The organism is Bradyrhizobium sp. USDA 3364, assembly GCF_054056355.1.
The window spans coordinates 6,396,298-6,415,789 of the sequence record NZ_JBSRYG010000002.1 but is presented as its reverse complement, the minus strand read 5'-3'; the positions used below and the strand labels follow the sequence as shown (position 1 = coordinate 6,415,789).

Sequence of the window (19,492 nt, the reverse complement as noted above, 5' to 3'; positions counted from 1 at the left end):
ACTATGCGCCCTGGCCCTATATAAGGGAAGCTTTGACATCTTATGCGCAGCATAAGAGATGCTTTGATGAAGAACCTCAACCTCGACTATCTCGAAAGCTTCGCCGCGGTGATCGATTGCGGCAGCTTCTCTGCCGCGGCCGAGCGGCTTCAGCTCACCCAGCCCGCGGTGAGCCTGCAGGTGCGCCAGCTCGAGCGCAGTCTGAATGCAACCCTGATCGAGCGGGTCGGACGCAAGGCCAGACCGACCGCCGCCGGAGCCGCGCTGCTGTCGCACGCGCACCAGATCAACGCCGCCGTGACGTCGGCAATCGACGCCGTCGCGCAGCGGACCGCGGGAACGGCCGGCCGCGTGCGGCTCGGCACCGGCGCCACCGCCTGCATCTTCCTGCTGCCGCCGATCCTGAAGGAGCTGCGCGCCGCATTGCCCTCGCTCGAGATCAGCGTCACCACCGGAAACACGGCGGAGATCGCGCGGGCCGTCGAGGACAACACGATCGACATCGCGCTCGTCACGCTGCCGGTGTCGGGCCGAAGCTTCGAGATCATGCCTGTCATGAGCGACGAGTTCGTGCTGATCGCGCCCCGCGACATGAAGCTGCCGGCGCGGATCACGCCGGAGGTGCTGGCGACCAGGCCGGTCCTGCTGTTCGAGCCCGGCGGCAATACGAGGCGCACCACCGACGAGTGGCTGGCCCGTGGCGGCGTGTCGCTCAAGCCGTTGATGTCGCTCGGCAGCGTCGAGGCGATCAAGGAGATGGTGCGCGCCGGTCTCGGCTGCGCGGTGCTGCCGGGCATGGCCGTCCCCGCCAAGACCAGGCCGCGCGACCTGATCGTCCGCTCGCTGTCGCCAAGACTGCATCGCCGGCTCGCGGTCGTGATCCGCCGCGACAAGCGCCTCGACCGCGGGCTCCGGCAGACCCTGTCCGCCCTGAAGGGACTTGCGGCGACATAGGGAGGACGCCGCGCGTCCTCCCTGCTCAACCCCGTCAAGTGGCCTTGCGCTCCTGCTCCGCGATCTTGCGGAACGCGGCCTCGCCGGCATCAGTCACCGCTGCCCACTTTGCGTTCGGTGCGGCTTCGGCCTCGTAGTTGTCGTGCCAGTTCCACCATTTGTAGGTCGGGCCCTGCGGATAGCCTTTCGGCGAATTCTCCCAGAACTCCTGGCGGCCGAACGGCGTGATGTCGAGATAGCTCCACACCGTGCCCATCGATTCATCGCCGCGGCTGTTGACGAAATAGGTGCGGAATATCCGCTCGCCGTCGCGGATGAACACGTTGTGGCCGTGCCACTCGGCGACGCCGAAGTCCGCGTCGAAGCTGTCGGTGATCGTGTACCACGGCATCTCCCACTCCATCCGCGCCTTCAGCCGCGCGATGTCGGCCTGCGGCGCGCGCGAGGCGTAAGCGAGCGTGGTGTCGCGCTGGTTCAGATGCGAGAGATGGCTGACCTGGTCGGCGCCGAGCGAGCAGCCGCGGCAACCGTGATCCGGCCAGCCGAACACGCCCGGTTCGAAGAAGGCACGGTAGATGATCAACTGCCGGCGGCCCTCGAACAGGTCGAGCAGGCTCGCCTTGCCGTTCGGTCCTTCGAAGACATAGGCCTTCTCGACCGCCATCCAGGGCATCCGCCGCCGCTCCGCCGCTAGCGCGTCGCGCGCACGCACATGCGCCTTTTCCTTCACCAGCATCTGCAGCCGCGCCGCCTCCCAGGCCTCCTGCGACACCACCGGCGGTGTCTCCATGGCAGCCAGTCCGTTCTCCGCTGATTTGGTCATGATGATCTCCATCTCCGATTTGGGACGAACTCCGGGACTACTGCGCAGTTCCAACGCTGGCGGCCGTTCGTCATTGGCCATGCCGCAATCTGGCGCGGCGGCGGCGGATGGTGGGAGTGACAAGTGTGTCGGGATTTGCACGCATGCAATCCGCATCACTTGCGATCTACTTGCAGTCTGCAAGTATCTGTGCGAGCCTGCTGACCCATGAAACAGACCGCTCCCGCATCCGATGATGGCCTGAAGCTCAGCGCCTGGCTGCCTTACCGCCTGTTCCTGGTCGCAGCCCAGGTCGCCCGCCCGCTCGAGAGCTTTTACAGCGAGACGTTCGGATTGAGCCAAGCCGGCTGGCGCATCCTCGCCGTCATCGCCGAGCGCGACGCTGCCAATGCCGCCGAGATCGGCCGGGCCTGCGCGCTCGATCCATTCGCGGTCAGCCGCGGCATCGGCCAGCTCACGGAGCTCGGCTTCGCGGTGCGACGCCCCGGCAAGACCGATCGCCGCTTTGCGGCGGTCAGCATCACCCGCAGCGGCCGGGCTGCCTTCAACCGGATCGCCGCACTCGGCAGCACGATCGAGGCGCGGCTGCTTGCGCGCCTTTCGGAAAGCGAGCGAACAATGCTCGATTCCGCCCTCACCCGGTTTGAGGACGAAAGCGCGCGGATCGATGCCTGCGGCTGGCGCGCGCTGCTCGATGGTGCCGCAACGCCATGACGGCCGCACTGTTCGCGCTGACCGCACTGCTGTGGGGCGGCGGCGCGCTGGCCACCGCGATGCAGGCCGGCGTGACGCCTGCGCCGTGGTCGGTCGCACTGCGCATGGTGCTCGCGGGCCTCATCCTGCTCGGCTACGGCCGGCTGCGTGGCGTGCCGCTCGCGATCCCGAGCAAGGACCGACCGGCCGTCGCCTTGCAGGGTCTGCTGTTCTTCGCCATCGCCTTCATCGCCTTTTATGAGGCGACCGCGCGCATGCCGAGCGGCCTTGCGGCGTTGGTGCTGTCGACGTCGTCGCTGTTCGCAGCCGTAATCGCGCGCGCGACACTCGGCGTCCCGATCTCCTCCGGCTTCGTATCGGGCGCACTGTGCGGCATCGTCGGACTGGCCATCATCATTCTGCCCGGCGCCAGCGCGCATGGAACCGTGCCGCTTGCCGGTTTCGCCTGGGCGCTCACGGCGGCCATCGCGACCGGTGCCGGCACGACGGTCGGTGCGCGCAACCAGCGTGCCGGATTGCCGATCGTCTCGGTGCTCGCCTGGGGCGCCTTCGTCGGCGCCGCAGCGAGCGCGCTTTGGGCCGTCGCGACAGGCACGCACTTCGCGGCCGATCTCTCGCCCTCCTACTTCGCGAGCTTCCTCTATCTCGCCGTCGCCGCCTCCTGCATCACCTTCATGCTCTATTTCGAGCTGGTGCGCCGGCTCGGCCCTGGCCGCGCCGCCTACACGCTCGCGCTGGTGCCGCTCGTTGCCCTCGTGCTGTCGGCGCTGTTCGAGCACCTCGCGCTGGGCTGGCCGGTGCTCGCCGGCGCTGGCGCGATCCTCGCCGGCAACATGCTGGTGCTGGCGCGCGCCTAGACCAAGATTACCTGCCCGGCCGCGCAGTCATTGCAATTGACGCGCGGCCGATATCTGACTAAAGTCAGATATATGCTCGACCCGGTTTCCCGCGTCCGTCGTTTCAACCGTGCCGTGACGAGTGCCGTCGGCGCGCTCGACACCTCGTTCCTGGGGCGCGGCCGGCCGCTCGGGGCGGCGCGGGTGTTGAACGCGATCGGGCACGGCCGCGCCGATGTCGGCGACATCAGGGACTATCTCGGGCTCGATTCCGGCTTGATGAGCCGACTGTTGCGCAGCCTCGAGGACGAAGGGCTGATCGAGACCACGGCGCACGACGAGGACGCGCGCCGCCGCATCGCTCGCCTGACGCCGGCGGGCAAGCGCGAGTTCAACGCCTATGAGGCGATCTCCAACCGGCAGGCCAAGGATTTTCTTAGCCATCACACGCAACGCGACGCGCTGCTGGCGGCGATGGACCTGATCGCCTCCGCACTCGGGCGCGACGGCACTGCCCTGCACGAGATCGACCCCCGCAGCGACGCGGCGCGCTACTGCCTCGGCGAGTATTACGCCGAGCTGGCGCGGCGGTTCAAACAGGGCTTTGACGTCAAGCTGTCGCGCGACCCTGATGCCAAGGACATGGTGCGGCCGCGCGGCAGCTTCGTCGTGGCGGTGTCGGACGGCCTGCCGCTTGGCTGCGTCGGGCTGAAGGGCACGAGCGGAGGGTTCGCGGAGATCAAGCGGCTCTGGGTCGCACCGAGCGCACGCGGCCTCGGCCTCGGCCGCCGCTTAATGGATGCGGCTGAAAGCGCTGCGCGCGAGCTCGGCATCGCGCTGCTGCGGCTCGACACCAACAGCGCGCTGGCCGAAGCCGGTCAGCTCTACCGCCGCAGCGGCTGGACCGAGATCCCGCGCTTCAACGACGACCCCTACCCCGACCTGTTCTTCGAAAAGCGCCTCTGAGCGGTGCGCCGCGCGCGGGTTGTCCAACGTCCGACGCTGGCCTAAGACGCTACTATGACCATTCGCTCCATCGTCCGCTATCCCGATCCGCGGCTTGCGCTGCCGGCCGAGGCGGTGACCGTGTTTGACGATGCGCTGCGCGAGCTGGCGCAGGACCTGCTCGAGACGATGCGTGCCGCGCCGGGCATCGGGATCACCGCGCCGCATGTCGGCGTGTCCTTGCGCGTCGTGGTGCTCGAGCTCGACGCCAGCGAGGGCCCGCGGATCTATGTCAATCCGGAGATCATCCGCACCTCGGACGAGATGATCCTGCACAAGGAAGGCAGCGTCTCGATGCCCGGCGTCACCGACGAGGTCGAGCGCCATGCGCGGGTCCGCATCCGCTACCAGGATCTCGACGGCAACATGCAGACCGAGGAATCGGACGGCCTGCGTGCGGTCTGTCATCAGCACGAGATCGATCAGCTCGACGGCGTGTTCTGGATCAGGCGGCTGTCCCGCTTGAAGCGGGAGCGCCTGATCAAGCGGTTCGAGAAGATCTCGCGCGGCTAGCTGGACTTCACCCTCCCGCCATCAAATCCTTGGCCAGCGCCATGTACGCCGGCAGCGTCACGGGGTCGTTGGCGGCGTTGCCCGCCATGGGGTGCGAGGCGTAGCGTGCGATCACCATCTCGGCCTTCGGATCAATGTAGATGCCCTGGCCGTGCACGCCGCGCGCCATGTAGGCGCCATGCGCATTGTGCGTCACCCACCATTGATTGCGGTAGGAGGCGCCGGGCAGCGTGGTGTAGCCGGCCGGCTTGAATTTCTCGGGATCGCCTCCGCGTGCGATGTCCTCGACCACATGAGACGGCACGATCTGGCGGCCGTTGAAGCGGCCGTGATTGCGGATCGTCTCGCCGAAACGGGCAAGATCGCGCAGCGTGGTCGACAGCCCGCCGGCGCCGCTTTCGGTGCCGATGCGGTCGACGTGATAATGCGCATCCTCCTCCGCGCCCATCGGCGCCCAGATCCGCTCGGATAGCAAATCCGACAAGGTCATGCCGCTGGCGCGGCGGCAGATGAAGGCCAGCACGTCGGAATTGACGGTCTTGTAGGCGAAGGCCTTGCCGTGCTCGCCCTGCTTCTGCTGCGCGCAGAGGAAATCGAAGATGTTGGTCGCGCCCTCATAGCCCTCCAGGATCGGCGCCATGCCGTTGGCGCGCCGCAGCCCCCACACATCTGAGTTTTTGTCGGTATAGACCTCGGTGTATTTGAGGCCCGTCGTCATATCCATCGCCTCGTGCACGCGCGCGTCGCCGAATGCGCTTCGCTCCAGCTCCGGCACGTAGTCGGTGATCGGCGCCTGCGGATCGATCTTGCCCTCGGCGATCAAGATGCCGGCGAGCGTGCCGGTGAACGATTTCGTCACCGACATCGCGATATGCGGCTTGTGCGGCCTCAAGGCGCCGAAATAGCGCTCGTAGATCAGTTTGCCCCGGCGCAGCACGGCGATGCCATCTGCGTAGCTGTCCTCGAGCATGCGCGCGAAGGTCTGCGGCCGGCCGTCCATCGTGACCGACGCGGACGCGCCGATGTCGTGGTCCTCGCGCGGCAGCACCGAGGCCGGTCCTGTCCCGCGCCAGACATTCACCGTCGGCACCAGCTGGCGGATGTTGCTCCACGCCCAGCGCAGTTCCGGAAAGCTGCGGAACGAGCCGTTCTGGAATGTGATCGTCTTGTCCTGCGGCGGCGGAAAGCCCTGCATCCAACCGAGCTCTTTCGGATCGCTCTCGGCGGCGGTGGGAGTGTGTCGTTGATTGGGCGCGGTCGCGACGGACATCAGGGCTGGCTCCAGAGCTGCGATACCAATTTCGTATCACGCGATCGCAGAGCGCACATCCCGCGTTTGCGCCGGGGAGACCGTCGCCGCGAGCGCATGGCGGAGCCAATATTTCCGGCGGGCGGATTACCCCGCGGCCGCCCGCTCGATCGCGGCGATGTCGATCTTCGTCATCGTCATCATCGCCTCCATCGCACGCCTGCCGGTCGCGCGATCGGCGGCGTTGACGAGCTCGAGCAACCGCCTCGGCGTGATCTGCCAGGCAAAACCCCAGCGATCCCGGCACCAGCCGCACGGCAATTCCTTGCCGCCATTGCCGGTGACCGCGTTCCAGTAGCGATCGGTCTCCGCCTGGCTGTCGGTCAGCACCATGAAGCTGACCGCCTCGTTCGGCACGTAGTTGGAACCGCCATTGAGCCCGACGAAGCGGCGGCCGAGCACGGTGAATTCGACCGTCAGTTCGTCACCCTGCCCGATGCCCGGGATCGGCGAAACATGGCCCGCATCGACATGGCTGTCCGGAAATGTCGCGGCGTAGAACTCCGCCGCCTCACGCGCTTTGCCCTGATCGAACCACAGGCACGTCACCAGATCGGTCATCGCAATCTCCTTGTTTGCACGGAGGACGTTTGGCGGACGCGCGAACCGACATCAGCGGGAAAAAATTTGCGACGGTGCTCCGCTCCCTCTTGATAGCGCCGGCAGGCGGAACGCCGGAGTTCCCGGCGTCCCGCGGATCTAAAGTGCTGGTCGGATGCCTGGTTCGGTGAAAGGCTTTACTGGTTCAGCGTCAATGTTGTTCGCACACGATTTCAGGCAGATGCCGCGGCCGGTTCGGACATCGTGATCCGGTTCCTGACGCTCGCACGCTCCTGCATCCTTGCGTACCATGCCGCGAGAGCCTCGCACTCGGCCGGCACCGGCACCTTCACGAGTCCCGCGAAAATCAGGCCGCCTATGACGGTAATATCGGCCATCGTGAACGCCTCGCCGGCGACGAACGGCTGGCTTTTCAGAATGCCGTCAAAATAGTGCATTCCCTTGAAGGCCTTGTCGCGCTGGCGGAAGCCCCACTCGGGGTTCTGATAGATCTCGACATGCGGCCCAAGACCCGGCGTGGCGTGGTGGAAATAGACGCTGATGGGGTCGAGCAGCTCCAGCTCGGCGCGCTTGCTCATCATGTGGATCACGCCCTTTTCGCGCGGCGTCCGACCGGTCAGCGTCGGTGCGCCGTCCAGCGCGTCGAGATACTCGGTAATGGCGGTGCATTCGGCAATCAAAGTCCCGTCGTCGAGCTCGAGCACCGGCAGCGTGCCCGAGTAGTTCTTGGCGAGGAATTCGGGCGTCTTGTGCTCGCCCTTGTAGAGATCGACCACGACGAACTGCACGCGCGACCGCAGGCTCTTCTCGGCCAGCGCGATGCGAACGCGGGCCGGGTATGGGCCGGTTGGCCAATCATAGATCTTCATCACGACTCCGTTTTGTCTACCTGTCACTTGGTAGGGAGTATAAAAGCGCTTCAAATCCAGCGCGTCAACGCCTATCTATCACTTGGTAGGTAACGAGGCAGTGAGGCGATGACATGAGTTCGAGCTCTCGGGAGGCCATCCTGGCGGCCGCGAAGCGGACCGCGCAGGCGCGTGGCTATGGCGGCTTGAATTTCCGCGATCTCGCCGACGACGTCGGCATCAAGGCCGCCAGCATCTACCACCATTTCCCGAGCAAGGCCGATCTCGGCGCGGCCGTCGCGCGGCGCTACTGGGAGGACACCGCCGCCCAGCTCGAGTCGATGCTGGCGGAAACGCCGGATCCGGTCCGCTGCCTGCGTCGGTATCCCGAGGTGTTTCGCAAGGCGCTCGAGAACAACAATCGCATGTGCCTGTGCAGCTTCATGTCCGCGGAAGTCGATGACCTGCCGGACGCAGTGAGGCAGGAGGTGCAGAGCTTTGCCGACGTCAACGTGGCGTGGCTGGGCAAGCTGCTGGTCGCCGCGCGCCTGGTCAATGCGAGGAAGAGCGAACAACGGGCCCGCGCCATCTTCGCCGCCGTCGCAGGCGCGCAGCTGATGGCCAGGAGCCGCGGCGATATCTCACTCTACGACTCCTTGATCGACAGCTATCGCGCCGCGGGCCTGCTGCCGGCGTAGATCGGCCGCGGCAGCGCGAGGGAAGCATCGCGGGCGACCTGCCGCGCGTCAGTCGCGCGATACGGACAATCCCGCGAGAAGCGGCGCGTACGCGGCGAGCCTGCGCGATACGAACTCGGTGAAGAGCCGCACGCGCTTCGTCTTGCGTGTCTCCCCCTGGGTGAGCAGCCAGAGCGTTCCATGCATGTGCAGGCCGGTGCCCGGCAGCCTCACCAGCAGGGGGTCGGCATCTCCGACAAAGCACGGCAATGTCGTCATCCCGAGCCCTTGCCGAACCGCAACGAGTTGCGCCTCGCCGTCCGTGGTCCTGAACGGAACCCCCGTGGTACGAACCTCACCCTCGCCGGCCCAGTCCGGGACGCCGTGCATGCTGATGACGATCCACCTGACGGGATCAGGCGTGCCCGCACGCCACGCGGCCAGTCGATCGCGAGATATGTAGACGCCGCCGAACAGCTCCGGCCCCTTCAGGCCGTGAAGATTGAGCGGCAGGGTCTTGCGGTCGTAGACCACACGGATCGCGACGTCGGCCTCTCGATTGGTCAGATTTGCCAGCTCGCCGGACGACAGGATTTCCATCTCGATGTCCGGATGCAGACGCGCGAAATCGGCGAAGTCCGGCATCAGCAGGTGTGTCGCGAGGGTCGGTGCCAGCGTGACCCGCAGCAGCCCGCGCACGCCCTGGTCGCGCCCGAAGACACGCGTCTCCAGCTGGTGCGACGATGCATGCATCTGGTCGGCGAACTCGAGGACCTCCTCGCCCGCAGCCGTCAGGCGGTAGCCCGAAGGCAGCCTTTCGAACATGCGCGCCCCGAGGCGTTCCTCGAGCTGGGCAATGCGCCGGAGCACGGTCGAGTGATTGACCCCGAGGCGCTCGGCGGCAGCCCGCACCGAGCCTCCGCGTGCGACGGCAAGAAAGTAGCGAACGTCATCCCAGTCGATCATGGTGCATTCCGGCACCGCGTGGTGCGCCTTCCGAAGCCCGCATCTAACACATCGAACCGCAGTACGGGCGGTCATCATAGCCTGTGCCGACGAGCGCGGCCCAATTCCGAACGGCGGATACCAACCGTCGCGGCTGGCGTCAGTCTTCCAGCCGGATCGATTTCGCACCACCGGTGTGCGCGGTTCCGCACTCAACCCCTGACTCGGGCGGACCCATGTTGGCGTTCTCGGGGGCCTCCCCGAACGACCAAAGGCGGAGCCTGGAAGGAGAAGTCATGGGAAAGCTTGAGGGTAAGGTTGCAGTCATCACGGGTGGATCGAGCGGCATGGCGCTGGCGAGCGCCAAGCGGTTCGTTGAAGAAGGCGCCCATGTTTTCATCACGGGCCGGAGGCAGGGGGCGCTCGACGCGGCCGTCAGGCTGATCGGGCGGAACGTGACCGGCGTGCGCGGCGACGCGGCCAATCTCGACGACCTCGACCGCCTGTTCGATACGGTGAAGCGGGACAAGGGCAGCATCGACGTCCTGTATGCGAGCGCCGGCATCGGCGAATCCGTCCCGCTGGGCGAGATTACCGAGCAGCATTTCGATGCGGCCTTCGGCCTGAATACGCGCGGCACGCTGTTCACGGTTCAGAAGGCGTTGCCGCTGTTCAACGATGGCGGATCGATCTTCATGACCGGGTCGGTTGCTTCAGTGAAAGGCTTTCCTGGTTACGGCGTGTATGCGGCGAGCAAGGCGGCGTTGCGGTCATTCGCACGCACCTGGCTCAACGAACTGAAGGGCCGGAATATCCGGGTGAACGTGCTGAGCCCGGGGCCGATCGCCACACCGATGCAGGACCAGGTCCTCACCGAGGAGGCGAAGCGGATGTTCGAATCCCTGATCCCGCGGGGAAAGATGGGGCGGCCTGAGGAAATTGCGGCGGCCGCGGTGTTCCTGGCGTCCGACGAGTCCAGCTTCGTGAATGGCGTGGAGCTGTCCGTCGACGGCGGCTTCTCGGCCATCTGAAGGCGCGCAATCAAGACCAACACGGATCGGAGAAACATCATGAGCTACGCAATTATCGGCTTCGGCAAGATTGGCCAGGCCCTCGCCCACGCCTTCGCCCGCAAGAACATCGACGTGACCGTCGCAAGCCGCCGGCCGCCCGAAGCATTGGCGCCGCAGGCCCGGGCGATCGGACCCAGCGTCGTCGCCAAGTCGCTGCGGGACGCGCTCGCGGCCGACACAATCATCCTGGCGGTCCCGTTCGCCGAGCATCGCGAGGTCGCGAAAGCCCTGCCGAGCTGGGGCGGCAAGACGGTCATCGACACGATGAACTCGTTGGCTCCGCCGGCGGAGCTCGACGGCCTCCCCTCCTCCGCCTTCGTCGCCAAGGCGTTTACCGGCGCCAGGCTCGTGAAAGGCTTCAATCACCTGATTGCAGCTAAGCTCGCTGCCGATCCGGTCGTCGAGGGCGGCCACCGGGTCGTCTTCCTGTCTGGTGACGACGAGGACGCAATCGCTCCCGTAGCGGCCCTGGCCAAACAGCTCGGGTTCGCACCCGTCAAGCTCGGCAAGCTCAACGAGGGTGGCGCGCTGGTGCAGGGTCGCCGAGGCACCTGGGGCCCGCTCATCTTCCAGGATTTGTTCAGGAAGGAGCAGTGATCGATCCACGATCGTGTGATCGGCCCGAAAAGCGAGTAGCCCGCATGAGCACAGCGACATGCGGGACACCACGCGACACGCCGACAGGAAGTGCCCCAGCGCTGCGCTTGATTGCGGGCCACGCTTGCTCACGCAGCGTTGAGCCGGCGTGAGCGAGGATTGCATTTAAGTCCACCGTTGCCGCGCACACTTATCTGGCGAGGCCGGACTCGTTGGCCACACAAGAACGGAGAAACTCAATGACGAACGTCAAACTTCTGTCGGCTGCTTTGATCGCGGTTGCCATGATCGCGTCGCCGGCAATGGCGCGCGAAACCCACGCCGTGTCCCGCCATGTCGCGGAGGGCAACGCCGCCGCGCCGTCCGAGCCCGCCTACGTTGACGGGCGCGCGTGCATTCCTGCACCGCGCGTCGGTTCATTCGCCACGGCGCCCTGGACCGGCGACAATGTCCCCTGCGAGCCGCGTCCGTATTGATCGAGCTTACCGCTGAGCTGACGCGGCCGCCCCGCCGCCAGGCTGCAGCATTTTACGATTCAAACAGCGCAGGCATTCGCGATCTCGCGACATGATCTGTCCGAGCTTTGTGCATCGTTCCGCCCTCTCGAAACAGAGGGCGCAGGGAAAGCCGGGTGCCGATCGCACCCATGGGCCCCGAGCAATGGAGATAAGCTCGGGGGTAGGACCACAGGTGTAACCGGAAACAACCCGGCTTTCCCTGCGCGATGGCTTACGGCTTATACGTGCTCTCCCCGGCGAGACTTGGCTTTGTTGTCACCGTCTCCGCAACGCGCACCGCGCAATTCGAGAGACACCTACCACTAGGGCGTCAGGCCTGCACGACTTCGCCGTCCGCCTCATGCGCACTCGTCAGTCGCGCATTCGGCGTCCACCGCATCTCGACCCGCGTTCGTGACGATCGCGATCCGCCCCTCGTGTCGGGTGAGACGCGCATATTGAACATCTGAGTTGGGTCAAACGCCAAGCGGAATATTTTCTTATTCGCGGATTGACAGGTTTTAGTGAGTTGCCCGTCGGGGTGATTTGTCGCAGGGCGCGCGGCGGGATTTGATTAGCACGTGGGCAACTCAAGCGCGGCTAAAACATAGACGAAGCGATACTTGCGACGAAACTTGTTTGTTTGGCATAACGAAAAATGGAATGGGGAGGCAAGCAATGTTCAAGAGCGAAGTACGCGATAGCACAATCAATGGCTTGTTAGAGAAGGCAAGAGAGAGAAAATATGGCCAATACTTGGCCAGATTAGTTTTGAAGAAGGTCCGAGGATTCAACGACGAACCCATATCCTTTGATTTTCCGGTTACTGCCATCATTGGCCCAAATGGTGGAGGCAAAACCACGGTTTTGGGAGCAGCGGGGATAATCTACAAGGACGTTGCACCTCGTACGTTCTTCTCGAAGAGTGGCAAGTACGACGCCGGAATGCAGGACTGGTCGATAGAGTACGAACTCGTCGATCAAAAATTCTCCAAAGATCACATCCGACGAACTGCCAGTTTCAAAAGCCTCAAATGGAATCGCGATGCTATGGACAGGCAAGTTCTTGTCTTCGGCGTATCAAGAACTGTGCCTGCAAGCGAGCGGAAAGAGCTCTTGAGCTGCACTTCCCGAAAATTCTCCGTTCCCGATGACCTGCCACTGAGTATTTCCTCCAGATGAAGTTAGAGTCCGGCCTGAAGAGGGACGGACAGATGAAGCGAGCAAGGTTCACGGAAGAACAGATTATCGGCGTGTTGAAGGAGCATGAGGCTGGAGCGAAGACGGCCGATCTGGCTCGCAAGCACGGGGTCTCCGAGGCGACAATCTACAACTGGAAGGCCAGATTCGGCGGCATGGATGTCTCCGAGGCCAAGCGGTTGAAGGCGCTGGAGGAGGAGAACGCGAAGCTGAAGAAGCTCTTGGCCGAGCAGATGCTCGATGCGGCTGCGCTGCGCGAGCTTCTTTCAAAAAAATGGTAGGGCCCGCTGCCAAACGCGCCGCGGTGGCGCATCTGGAGGCCAAGTTGGGCCTGTCGGAGCGGCGGGCCTGTTCGATCGTGGGCGCGGACCGGAAGATGATCCGCTACCGCTCTCGTCGGCCGCCAGACACCGAGCTTCGCGCCCGGCTGCGCGAACTGGCCAATCAACGCCGCCGGTTCGGCTATCGGCGGCTGTTTATCCTGCTGCGGCGGGAGGGCGAGTGTTCCGGGATAAACCGAATCCACCGGCTCTATCGGGAGGAAGGGCTCACTGTCCGTAAGCGTCGAGCCCGCCGAAAGGCCACAGGCACCCGGGCGCCGATCCTGGTGGAAGCGAAGCCGAACGCACGCTGGTCGCTGGACTTCGTCTACGACCAGTTCGCCAACGGACGGCGCTTCCGCGTCCTCAACATCGTCGACGACGTCACCAAGGAATGCCTGGGCGCGATCCCCGGACACCTCGATCTCCGGTCGGCGGGTGGCTCGGGAACTGACGACGATCGTCGAGCGGCGCGGCAAGCCGGGCTCGATCGTCACCGACAACGGCACCGAGTTCACCTGCAATGCCATGCTGGCCTGGTGCAAGGAAACCGGTATCGACTGGCACTTCATCGCACCGGGAAAGCCGATCCAGAATGCCTTCGTCGAGAGCTTCAACGGGCGCATGCGCGACGAACTGCTCAACGAGACCCTGTTCTTCGAACTCGAAGACGCCAGAACAAAGATCGCGGCGTGGGTTGCTGACTACAACGGTGACCGCCCGCACTCTTCGCTGAAATACCTCACCCCGGCGGCCTATGCTGCCACATTCACCGCAACGGGCGATCGGCTGCGCAACCCCGACCAGCTCCGCCGATCGCCCGTTGCTCCACCTGCGCCAATCGGCGTACAAAACCCCGAGACTCTAATTGCCACCGGATGAAAGCTCAGTGGCAGGTCACCGAAAGTCAGGTAGTCGGATTTTCGCAAGAGCTCAATGAAGCCATTTCTCGAATACTGGACAAGGATGTAAGCGGATTCAAACAACTAAAGATTCATGCTTCTGGCGATGTGACGCTACTAACCGGGCAGACACAAAGCGGCGTGCAATACTCTGAATTCCATTTCGGAGCGGGGGAATCGAGCATCATTCGCATGGTTGCGGCTATTGAGGCGGCAAAGGATCAAACACTAGTCCTGATCGAAGAGATAGAAAACGGATTGCACCCGGTCGCCACGATTCGACTCGTCGAATATTTGATATGGGCCGCTGAACGCAAGAAGATCCAAGTCATATTCACAACTCACTCGAACGAGGCGCTCCAACCACTGCCCAGCAAAGCAATATGGGCGGCAACAAAGGACAAGCTATTCCAGGGCAAACTCGACATTGCGTCTTTGCGTGCGATCACTGGACAGATAGAAACGTCATCGGTGATCTTTGTTGAAGACGATTTCGCCAAGACATGGGTTGAATCCATCCTTCGACAGGGCAGTGCCTATCCCATCGAACATTTCCAAGTACATGCAATGGCTGGCGATGGCGCAGCTGTGTCAATGAACACGTACCACAACTCGAATCCATCGATTTCAGTCCCTTCAACGTGCGTTATCGACGGAGATTCAAGGCAGGAAGACGATCCGGCGAAAGGCATCTTCCGTCTTCCGGGCAATGCGCCCGAGGCATTTGTGTTCGATAGCTGCATTGAGGCATGGCCTGAGATTGGAGGCAAGCTGTCAGTCGCGCTTCTTCAAGAATTTACCGAGAATGATCGGGTCCTTGAAGCATGTCGACACATTCGAATATCGAACAAAGATACCCACCTACTCTTCTCGCAGCTTGGTGCCAAGCTGGGCCTCATCCCAGCGCAAACGGTGAGCTTGGCGTTCACCACTATTTGGGCTCAGCTTAACAAGCAGGCCGTCGGAGATTTGGCCGGAAAGATCATCGCGTTCAGCAAGAGAGAAAAGCAGCCAACCCACGCGAGCGGAAACAACGGATCGAGAGAGATACAGTGACCGGATTCCTTTTGGCCCGGGGCATACATCAGGCTCCCGGCAAGATTTTTTTGACTCCGCTACCAATCGCTCAATCCTGTAAAACCAGTTCGGACCGAGATATTCGTTCATCAACCGAACGAGTTCGGCGCCCGAAACGAAGTGAAGCCGAGGATTTCCCGCGACGAATATCTTTGCCGTTTCGGTGAGATCGCTCGTCATCACGCAAACCCCACCGGTGGCCTTCCTATCCGAAACGACCCCAAGCAGCTGGCGGACTATCTTCACTCCTACATTCGTCTCCCACTTCTTGCACTCGATGTAGGTTTTCGATCGTTGGCCAAGATCCTCTTTCACTGCAAGCAAATCATATCCGCCGTCTTTCTGACGTGGAGTTAGGCTAGTCGAATATCCCGTGGCTGAGTATAGGGTATCCCTCCATTGAGGGCCGCCTTGTTTGACGGACGCGAGCGCTGCAGGTCCTAGGGGTAATCCTAGGAGAAGCGCTATGACGATTTCGCGGGCAGAGGTGATCACATCGGTCGAGCGGCGGCGTCGGTGGTCACAGGATGAGAAGGAACGGCTAGTTGCAGCATCGTTCGAGCCCGGAGCCACTGTTTCCGAGGTGGCTCGCATGGCCGGCCTTCATGTGAGCCAGCTGTTCAGGTGGCGCAAAGAGCTTTGCAAGCACGGTGAAACGAGTGTAGCGCCGTTGGTGCCGGTCGAGATTGGGCCGTCTGTGCCGCCGCGGGATGTGGCCGAAGCGCCATTGACGACGGCGCCGGCGCGTCGACGGAGGAGCCAGGGCATCATCGAGATTGATCTCGGTAGCGGACACCGCATCCGGGTCGACGGTGACGTTGATGGAGACGCGCTGCGGCGAGTTCTCGATGCCCTGGTGCGCCGATGATCCCGGTTCCGACAGGCGCGCGAGTGTGGCTCGCGACAGGCTACACGGATATGCGCAGAGGCTTTCCGTCGTTGGCACTCCAAGTGCAGGAGGTGTTGCGCAAAGACCCGCTCAGCGGTCATCTGTTCGTCTTCCGCGGTCGCCGCAGCGATCTTGTGAAGATGATCTGGCACGATGGCCAGGGAGCATGCTTGTTTACCAAAAGACTCGAGAGAGGAAGGTTCATCTGGCCATCGGTTGCCGGTGAATCGGTAACGATCTCTCCGGCGCAATTGAGCTATCTGTTGTCCGGGATCGATTGGCGCAACCCTCAAGAAACCCAGCGTCCGACGCGGGTCGGTTAGTCGTTTTGCAGGTTTGAATCTGCTGCTTGATCTGATTCAATGGCTTCGTGATATCAAAGCCGGACGATCTTCCATCGGACCTTGTCAGTGCCCTGGCGGCGCTGCAGGCCGAGCGTGAGGCGCGGCTGCGAGCTGAGGCGATGGCTGCCAGCGCGCAGGCGGAGCTGTCGAACAACGAGGCGCTGGTCGCGCATCTCGAGCTGCGGATCGAGAAGCTCAAACGCGAACTGTACGGGCAGCGCTCCGAGCGCACGGCGCGGCTGCTCGAGCAGTTGGAACTGGAGCTCGAAGACCTCGTCGCCACGGCGAGCGAGGATGAGCTTGCGGCGCAGGCCGCAGCGGCGAAGACGCAGAACGTCCGCCCCTTCACGCGCAAGCGGCCGGTGCGCAAGCCTTGGCCGGACGACATCGAACACGAGCGCGTCGTCATTGACGCTCCGACGAGCTGCGCCTGCTGCGGCGGATCGCGGCTGGCGAAGGTCGGCGAGGATGTGACCAAGACGCTGGAGGAGATCCCGCGTCGCTTCAAGGTCATCGAGACAGTGCGCGAGAAGTTCACCTGCCGCGATTGCGAGAAGATCAGCCAGCCGCCTGCGCCGTTCCATGCCACGCCGCGCGGCTTCATCGGCCCACAATTGCTGGCGACGATCCTGTTCGACAAGTTCGGCATGCATATCCCGCTCAACCGCCAGAGTGCGCGCTTTAAGGCCGAGAGGATCGATTTGCCGCTGTCGACGCTGGCCGACCAGGTCGGCCACGGGACCTTCGCCGTCATGCCACTCTTCCACTTGATCGAACGCCATGTGCTCGCTGCTGAGCGCCTTCATGGCGATGACACCACCATCCGTATCCTGGCGAAGGGCAAGTGCACGACCGGGCGGATCTGGACTTATGTGCGGGATGACCGGCCCTTTGCCGGGCCTGCGCCGCCGGCGGCGGTCTATTACGCCTCGAGCGACCGACGAGGCGAGCATCCGCAGAAGCATCTGGCCGCCTTCGCCGGCATCCTGCAAGCCGATTGCTACAACGGCTTCGAGCCGCTGTTCGACCCGCAGAAGAAGGTGCTGCCGATTACGCCGGCGTTTTGCTTCGCCCATGCGCGGCGGGGCTTCTTCGAGCTGGCTGACATCGAGAAGAATGCCCGGGAAGGCAAGAGAGGTAAACCGGTCTCTCCGATCGCGCTGGAGGCGGTCAGGCGCCTGGATGTGTTGTTCGAGATCGAGCGCGCCATTAACGGCTGCGGCGCCGAAGAGCGGCGCGCCGTGCGCCAGGAAAAGAGCAAGCCGCTCCTCGGGGACATGCACGCCTGGTTGCTGCGTGAGCGCGAAACCCTCTCTCGCTCCTCCGAGGTCCTGAAGCCTATGAATTACATGCTCAGGCGCTGGGACGACTTCGCCCGCTTCCTCGACGATGGCAGGATCTGCTTGACCAACAATTGTGCTGAGCGCGCATTGAGAGGCATCGCCTTGGGAAGGCGCAACTGGACCTTCGCCGGCAGCCAGCGTGGTGCCGACCGTGCCGCCATCATGCTGACGATGATCACGACCTGTCGTCTCAACGACGTCGATCCGAAAGCCTGGCTCGCCAACGTCCTCGCCCGTATCGCCGATCTTCCCGCATCGCGTCTGCACGAATTGCTGCCCTGGGAATGGAAGCTCCTGCGCCAAGCCGACAAGCCCGCCGATCAGCAGGCCGCCTGACCTTCACGCAACGCCATCATAGAGCTCGCCGTACCCGCGCGCATGCGTCCATCACGCGGTCCTCGTCGTATGCGTACAGTATAGGCGTTCAACCAAGTGTTCGAACACACGCGGCGATTCCCCCTGTAGGAGGCGTATAGCGTCTTTGTACGACCGCGGGTTCAGGATGTACTTTGCTCGAATAACCTCCATTGCATCAAACAATCCATGGATTCGGCCATCGGGTAGCAAAAGACCATGAGCTTCAAAATATGCCTCGAGCGCATTGATCGCCGCGCGCGGATTGTCTGGCAATAAGTCAAGTACCCAAGTGATACCTTCCCATGGTGGCGGAGCCTCAAACCCTTGCTTCTTGGCCCCCACATAAACCATGAGACGACTACGAAACTGAGACTTGCCGACCTGCTCTCCTTTACTCTCGAGGAAGCTCCATCCTGCTAAGATTATCGCATCACAACCTAACGAGCAGGAGGGGATCAAAAATCTGTGAAGCAACTCCAGAACGTCGTCGTCCGTGCGGACCGAGAGAGACGCGATATAGTCGTCTCGTAAGCGGTTCGATGGAAAAGAAAAGTTGATTACACCCGGATCGTCATCAGCGACGCTGTCCAGCCATAGCTCAAGGCTTATCTCATTTTCCATCTTAGGTAGCGCCTGGCATCAACAGACGAGCGCATAGCCCGCATGAGCATAGCGATATGCGAGAGACCGCGCTATGTGCGGATAGTAGCCCCCCGTATCGCTATGCTCATCCGGGCTATGAATGCTGCACCGGGTCTCCAACTTCTTGCATCTTCACTGGAATTCCGACAGGAATAATATAGTGGCCGAACTTCGTGCCAAATCTTTGCAAGCGACGATCAACGAGCGAATTTGCAATACCACCCAGAAAGTTTACGACTTCCTGAATGCCGTCGGATACGCCCACGCTGTACCAGGCACACTTCCCGTCACCTGAAGTGATGGCATAACAATAGCCTTTGCCAACGACACATAAGATGGTTGCAGCTGGGTCGCTCAGCGCCTTTTCATCGACAGCAATATATCTTTCGAGCTCGGCCTGTATGCCTTCTTCCTTTAGGTCAGAACTCCACGCGAATATGAACCGCGGCGGCAAAAAGAGTTGGTTCTGTGCATTTGGCAAAGGCTGAAGCGCGGCCACGCTCTGAAATTTTCGGACACAGTCGCGTAGTGTCACCTTCGTCAGTCGCGACTTAACTTCTCCGTAATAGGTCACCCCCTCGATTGGAAACAACCCTTCGTTCTCAGCATAGAGAACGGCCGGGACATGAAATGGGTCAAAGATGATAACGTCGGCTTCCGGAGAATTCTTACCCGTGTGATCGACAGCCAACCCCGATCCGATAATGTACTCCTTGTTTGTGACTAACTTCAGGAGATCGCCAACGAAAGCTTCCCTAAATCTCCCTTTTAGACCTGCATGATCTATCGCTACTGTCTCTCCAACCTTAGCGATCGCCGAGACAACCGCATTTCGAAACCGTTCGCGAATTTGATCGTGCGCCATCGCCCCCTACTCCCACTCGATAATCAACTGGCTTCTGAAACCCTTATGGGCAAAGGCTTCCCGCGTGTCGGGTTTTTGCGATACCGTCACCGATACCGCAGCCCAAAATGCCGCATCATCAACTATGACGTCGCGGATAGATTGAGGGTCGAGAAATCAACTCACGCCATAGCGGCGTGGCGCGCGCCCAACCCCATGATG

21 protein-coding genes and 2 pseudogenes are annotated in these 19,492 nt (G+C 62.6%); 15 read left to right on the top strand and 8 right to left on the bottom strand.

The features are described from left to right. Window positions 1–66: 66 nt before the first annotated feature. Complete coding sequence (locus ACVILL_RS29910; protein WP_456732339.1) at window positions 67–954, top strand: LysR family transcriptional regulator; 888 nt, start codon at window positions 67–69, stop codon at window positions 952–954. Between the two features lie 34 nt (window positions 955–988). Here the strand turns inward: ACVILL_RS29910 and ACVILL_RS29905 are convergent, their stop codons facing one another. Then, the gene (locus ACVILL_RS29905; protein WP_456732338.1) at window positions 989–1,777 is read right to left on the bottom strand and encodes a DUF899 domain-containing protein; all 789 of its coding nucleotides are present in this window, start codon (window positions 1,775–1,777) and stop codon (window positions 989–991) included. Between the two features lie 207 nt (window positions 1,778–1,984). Here ACVILL_RS29905 and ACVILL_RS29900 point away from each other — a divergent pair, with 207 nt between their 5' ends. The 4 genes from ACVILL_RS29900 to ACVILL_RS29885 all read left to right on the top strand — a co-directional run bounded on the left by ACVILL_RS29900 (window position 1,985) and on the right by ACVILL_RS29885 (window position 4,845). Next, entirely contained in the window at window positions 1,985–2,491 is a 507-nt protein-coding gene (locus ACVILL_RS29900) for a MarR family winged helix-turn-helix transcriptional regulator (protein WP_456732337.1), read from the top strand. Further along, window positions 2,488–3,348: a DMT family transporter gene (locus tag ACVILL_RS29895; protein ID WP_456732336.1), complete on the top strand. Its 861-nt coding sequence runs from the start codon at window positions 2,488–2,490 to the stop codon at window positions 3,346–3,348. Before ACVILL_RS29900 ends, ACVILL_RS29895 begins: the two co-directional genes overlap by 4 nt. A 72-nt stretch (window positions 3,349–3,420) precedes the next feature. Then, entirely contained in the window at window positions 3,421–4,293 is an 873-nt protein-coding gene (locus ACVILL_RS29890) for a bifunctional helix-turn-helix transcriptional regulator/GNAT family N-acetyltransferase (protein WP_456732335.1), read from the top strand. A gap of 54 nt (window positions 4,294–4,347) precedes the next feature. Continuing rightward, window positions 4,348–4,845 (top strand): peptide deformylase, encoded by a 498-nt coding sequence (locus tag ACVILL_RS29885; RefSeq protein WP_456732334.1) that lies wholly within the window; start codon window positions 4,348–4,350, stop codon window positions 4,843–4,845. 7 nt (window positions 4,846–4,852) lie between these two features. Here ACVILL_RS29885 and ACVILL_RS29880 read toward each other — a convergent pair whose 3' ends face one another. The 3 genes from ACVILL_RS29880 to ACVILL_RS29870 all read right to left on the bottom strand — a co-directional run bounded on the left by ACVILL_RS29880 (window position 4,853) and on the right by ACVILL_RS29870 (window position 7,584). Further along, on the bottom strand, window positions 4,853–6,115 hold the full coding sequence (locus ACVILL_RS29880) for a serine hydrolase domain-containing protein (protein ID WP_456732333.1): 1,263 nt from the start codon (window positions 6,113–6,115) through the stop codon (window positions 4,853–4,855). 126 nt (window positions 6,116–6,241) lie between these two features. Further along, window positions 6,242–6,715 carry a VOC family protein gene (locus ACVILL_RS29875; protein WP_456732332.1) on the bottom strand — a complete coding sequence of 158 codons (474 nt, stop codon included), beginning with the start codon at window positions 6,713–6,715 and terminating at the stop codon, window positions 6,242–6,244. A 212-nt stretch (window positions 6,716–6,927) separates the two neighbouring features. Further along, the gene (locus ACVILL_RS29870) at window positions 6,928–7,584 is read right to left on the bottom strand and encodes a glutathione S-transferase (protein ID WP_456732331.1); all 657 of its coding nucleotides are present in this window, start codon (window positions 7,582–7,584) and stop codon (window positions 6,928–6,930) included. 113 nt (window positions 7,585–7,697) lie between these two features. On the opposite strand from ACVILL_RS29870, the gene ACVILL_RS29865 reads away from it, so the two are divergent. Beyond that, window positions 7,698–8,261: a TetR/AcrR family transcriptional regulator gene (locus ACVILL_RS29865; RefSeq protein ID WP_456732330.1), complete on the top strand. Its 564-nt coding sequence runs from the start codon at window positions 7,698–7,700 to the stop codon at window positions 8,259–8,261. Between the two features lie 48 nt (window positions 8,262–8,309). On the opposite strand, the gene ACVILL_RS29860 is transcribed toward ACVILL_RS29865, so the two are convergent. After that, entirely contained in the window at window positions 8,310–9,206 is an 897-nt protein-coding gene (locus ACVILL_RS29860; RefSeq protein WP_456732329.1) for a LysR family transcriptional regulator, read from the bottom strand. A 275-nt stretch (window positions 9,207–9,481) separates the two neighbouring features. On the opposite strand from ACVILL_RS29860, the gene ACVILL_RS29855 reads away from it, so the two are divergent. The 6 genes and pseudogenes from ACVILL_RS29855 to ACVILL_RS29830 all read left to right on the top strand — a co-directional run bounded on the left by ACVILL_RS29855 (window position 9,482) and on the right by ACVILL_RS29830 (window position 14,830). Beyond that, window positions 9,482–10,216, top strand: coding sequence for an SDR family NAD(P)-dependent oxidoreductase (locus ACVILL_RS29855; RefSeq protein ID WP_456734397.1), 735 nt, complete (start codon window positions 9,482–9,484; stop codon window positions 10,214–10,216). A 39-nt stretch (window positions 10,217–10,255) separates the two neighbouring features. After that, a complete protein-coding gene (locus ACVILL_RS29850; RefSeq protein ID WP_456732328.1) occupies window positions 10,256–10,855 on the top strand; it encodes an NADPH-dependent F420 reductase in 600 nt (199 codons plus the stop codon). Window positions 10,856–11,094: 239 nt separating this feature from the next. After that, the gene (locus ACVILL_RS29845) at window positions 11,095–11,331 is read left to right on the top strand and encodes a hypothetical protein (protein WP_456732327.1); all 237 of its coding nucleotides are present in this window, start codon (window positions 11,095–11,097) and stop codon (window positions 11,329–11,331) included. A 699-nt stretch (window positions 11,332–12,030) separates the two neighbouring features. Then, window positions 12,031–12,534 carry an AAA family ATPase gene (locus ACVILL_RS29840; protein ID WP_456732326.1) on the top strand — a complete coding sequence of 168 codons (504 nt, stop codon included), beginning with the start codon at window positions 12,031–12,033 and terminating at the stop codon, window positions 12,532–12,534. A gap of 32 nt (window positions 12,535–12,566) precedes the next feature. After that, a pseudogene (locus ACVILL_RS29835) lies at window positions 12,567–13,754 on the top strand (IS3 family transposase). Further along, window positions 13,751–14,830, top strand: a complete 1,080-nt coding sequence (locus tag ACVILL_RS29830) for an AAA family ATPase (protein WP_456732325.1) — start codon at window positions 13,751–13,753, stop codon at window positions 14,828–14,830. The pseudogene ACVILL_RS29835 and the gene ACVILL_RS29830 overlap by 4 nt, the downstream one beginning before the upstream one ends. A 120-nt stretch (window positions 14,831–14,950) precedes the next feature. Here the strand turns inward: ACVILL_RS29830 and ACVILL_RS29825 are convergent. Beyond that, a pseudogene (locus ACVILL_RS29825) lies at window positions 14,951–15,346 on the bottom strand (restriction endonuclease); the annotation flags it as partial. On the opposite strand from ACVILL_RS29825, the gene tnpA reads away from it, so the two are divergent. Genes tnpA through tnpC form a run of 3 tightly spaced genes read left to right on the top strand, consistent with a single transcriptional unit; the run spans window position 15,318 to window position 17,763 of the window. Then, window positions 15,318–15,719, top strand: a complete 402-nt coding sequence (gene tnpA, locus ACVILL_RS29820; protein ID WP_166205105.1) for an IS66-like element accessory protein TnpA — start codon at window positions 15,318–15,320, stop codon at window positions 15,717–15,719. The pseudogene ACVILL_RS29825 and the gene tnpA sit on opposite strands and share 29 nt — an antisense overlap. Beyond that, window positions 15,716–16,063, top strand: a complete 348-nt coding sequence (gene tnpB / locus ACVILL_RS29815; RefSeq protein ID WP_165124204.1) for an IS66 family insertion sequence element accessory protein TnpB — start codon at window positions 15,716–15,718, stop codon at window positions 16,061–16,063. Before tnpA ends, tnpB begins: the two co-directional genes overlap by 4 nt. Window positions 16,064–16,110: 47 nt before the next feature. Next, window positions 16,111–17,763, top strand: coding sequence for an IS66 family transposase (gene tnpC, locus ACVILL_RS29810; protein WP_456728131.1), 1,653 nt, complete (start codon window positions 16,111–16,113; stop codon window positions 17,761–17,763). Between the two features lie 51 nt (window positions 17,764–17,814). Here tnpC and ACVILL_RS29805 read toward each other — a convergent pair whose 3' ends face one another. Then, window positions 17,815–18,405, bottom strand: a complete 591-nt coding sequence (locus ACVILL_RS29805; protein ID WP_456732324.1) for a hypothetical protein — start codon at window positions 18,403–18,405, stop codon at window positions 17,815–17,817. Between the two features lie 115 nt (window positions 18,406–18,520). Next, window positions 18,521–19,291 carry a DUF6602 domain-containing protein gene (locus ACVILL_RS29800; protein WP_456732323.1) on the bottom strand — a complete coding sequence of 257 codons (771 nt, stop codon included), beginning with the start codon at window positions 19,289–19,291 and terminating at the stop codon, window positions 18,521–18,523. Window positions 19,292–19,492 lie beyond the last annotated feature (201 nt).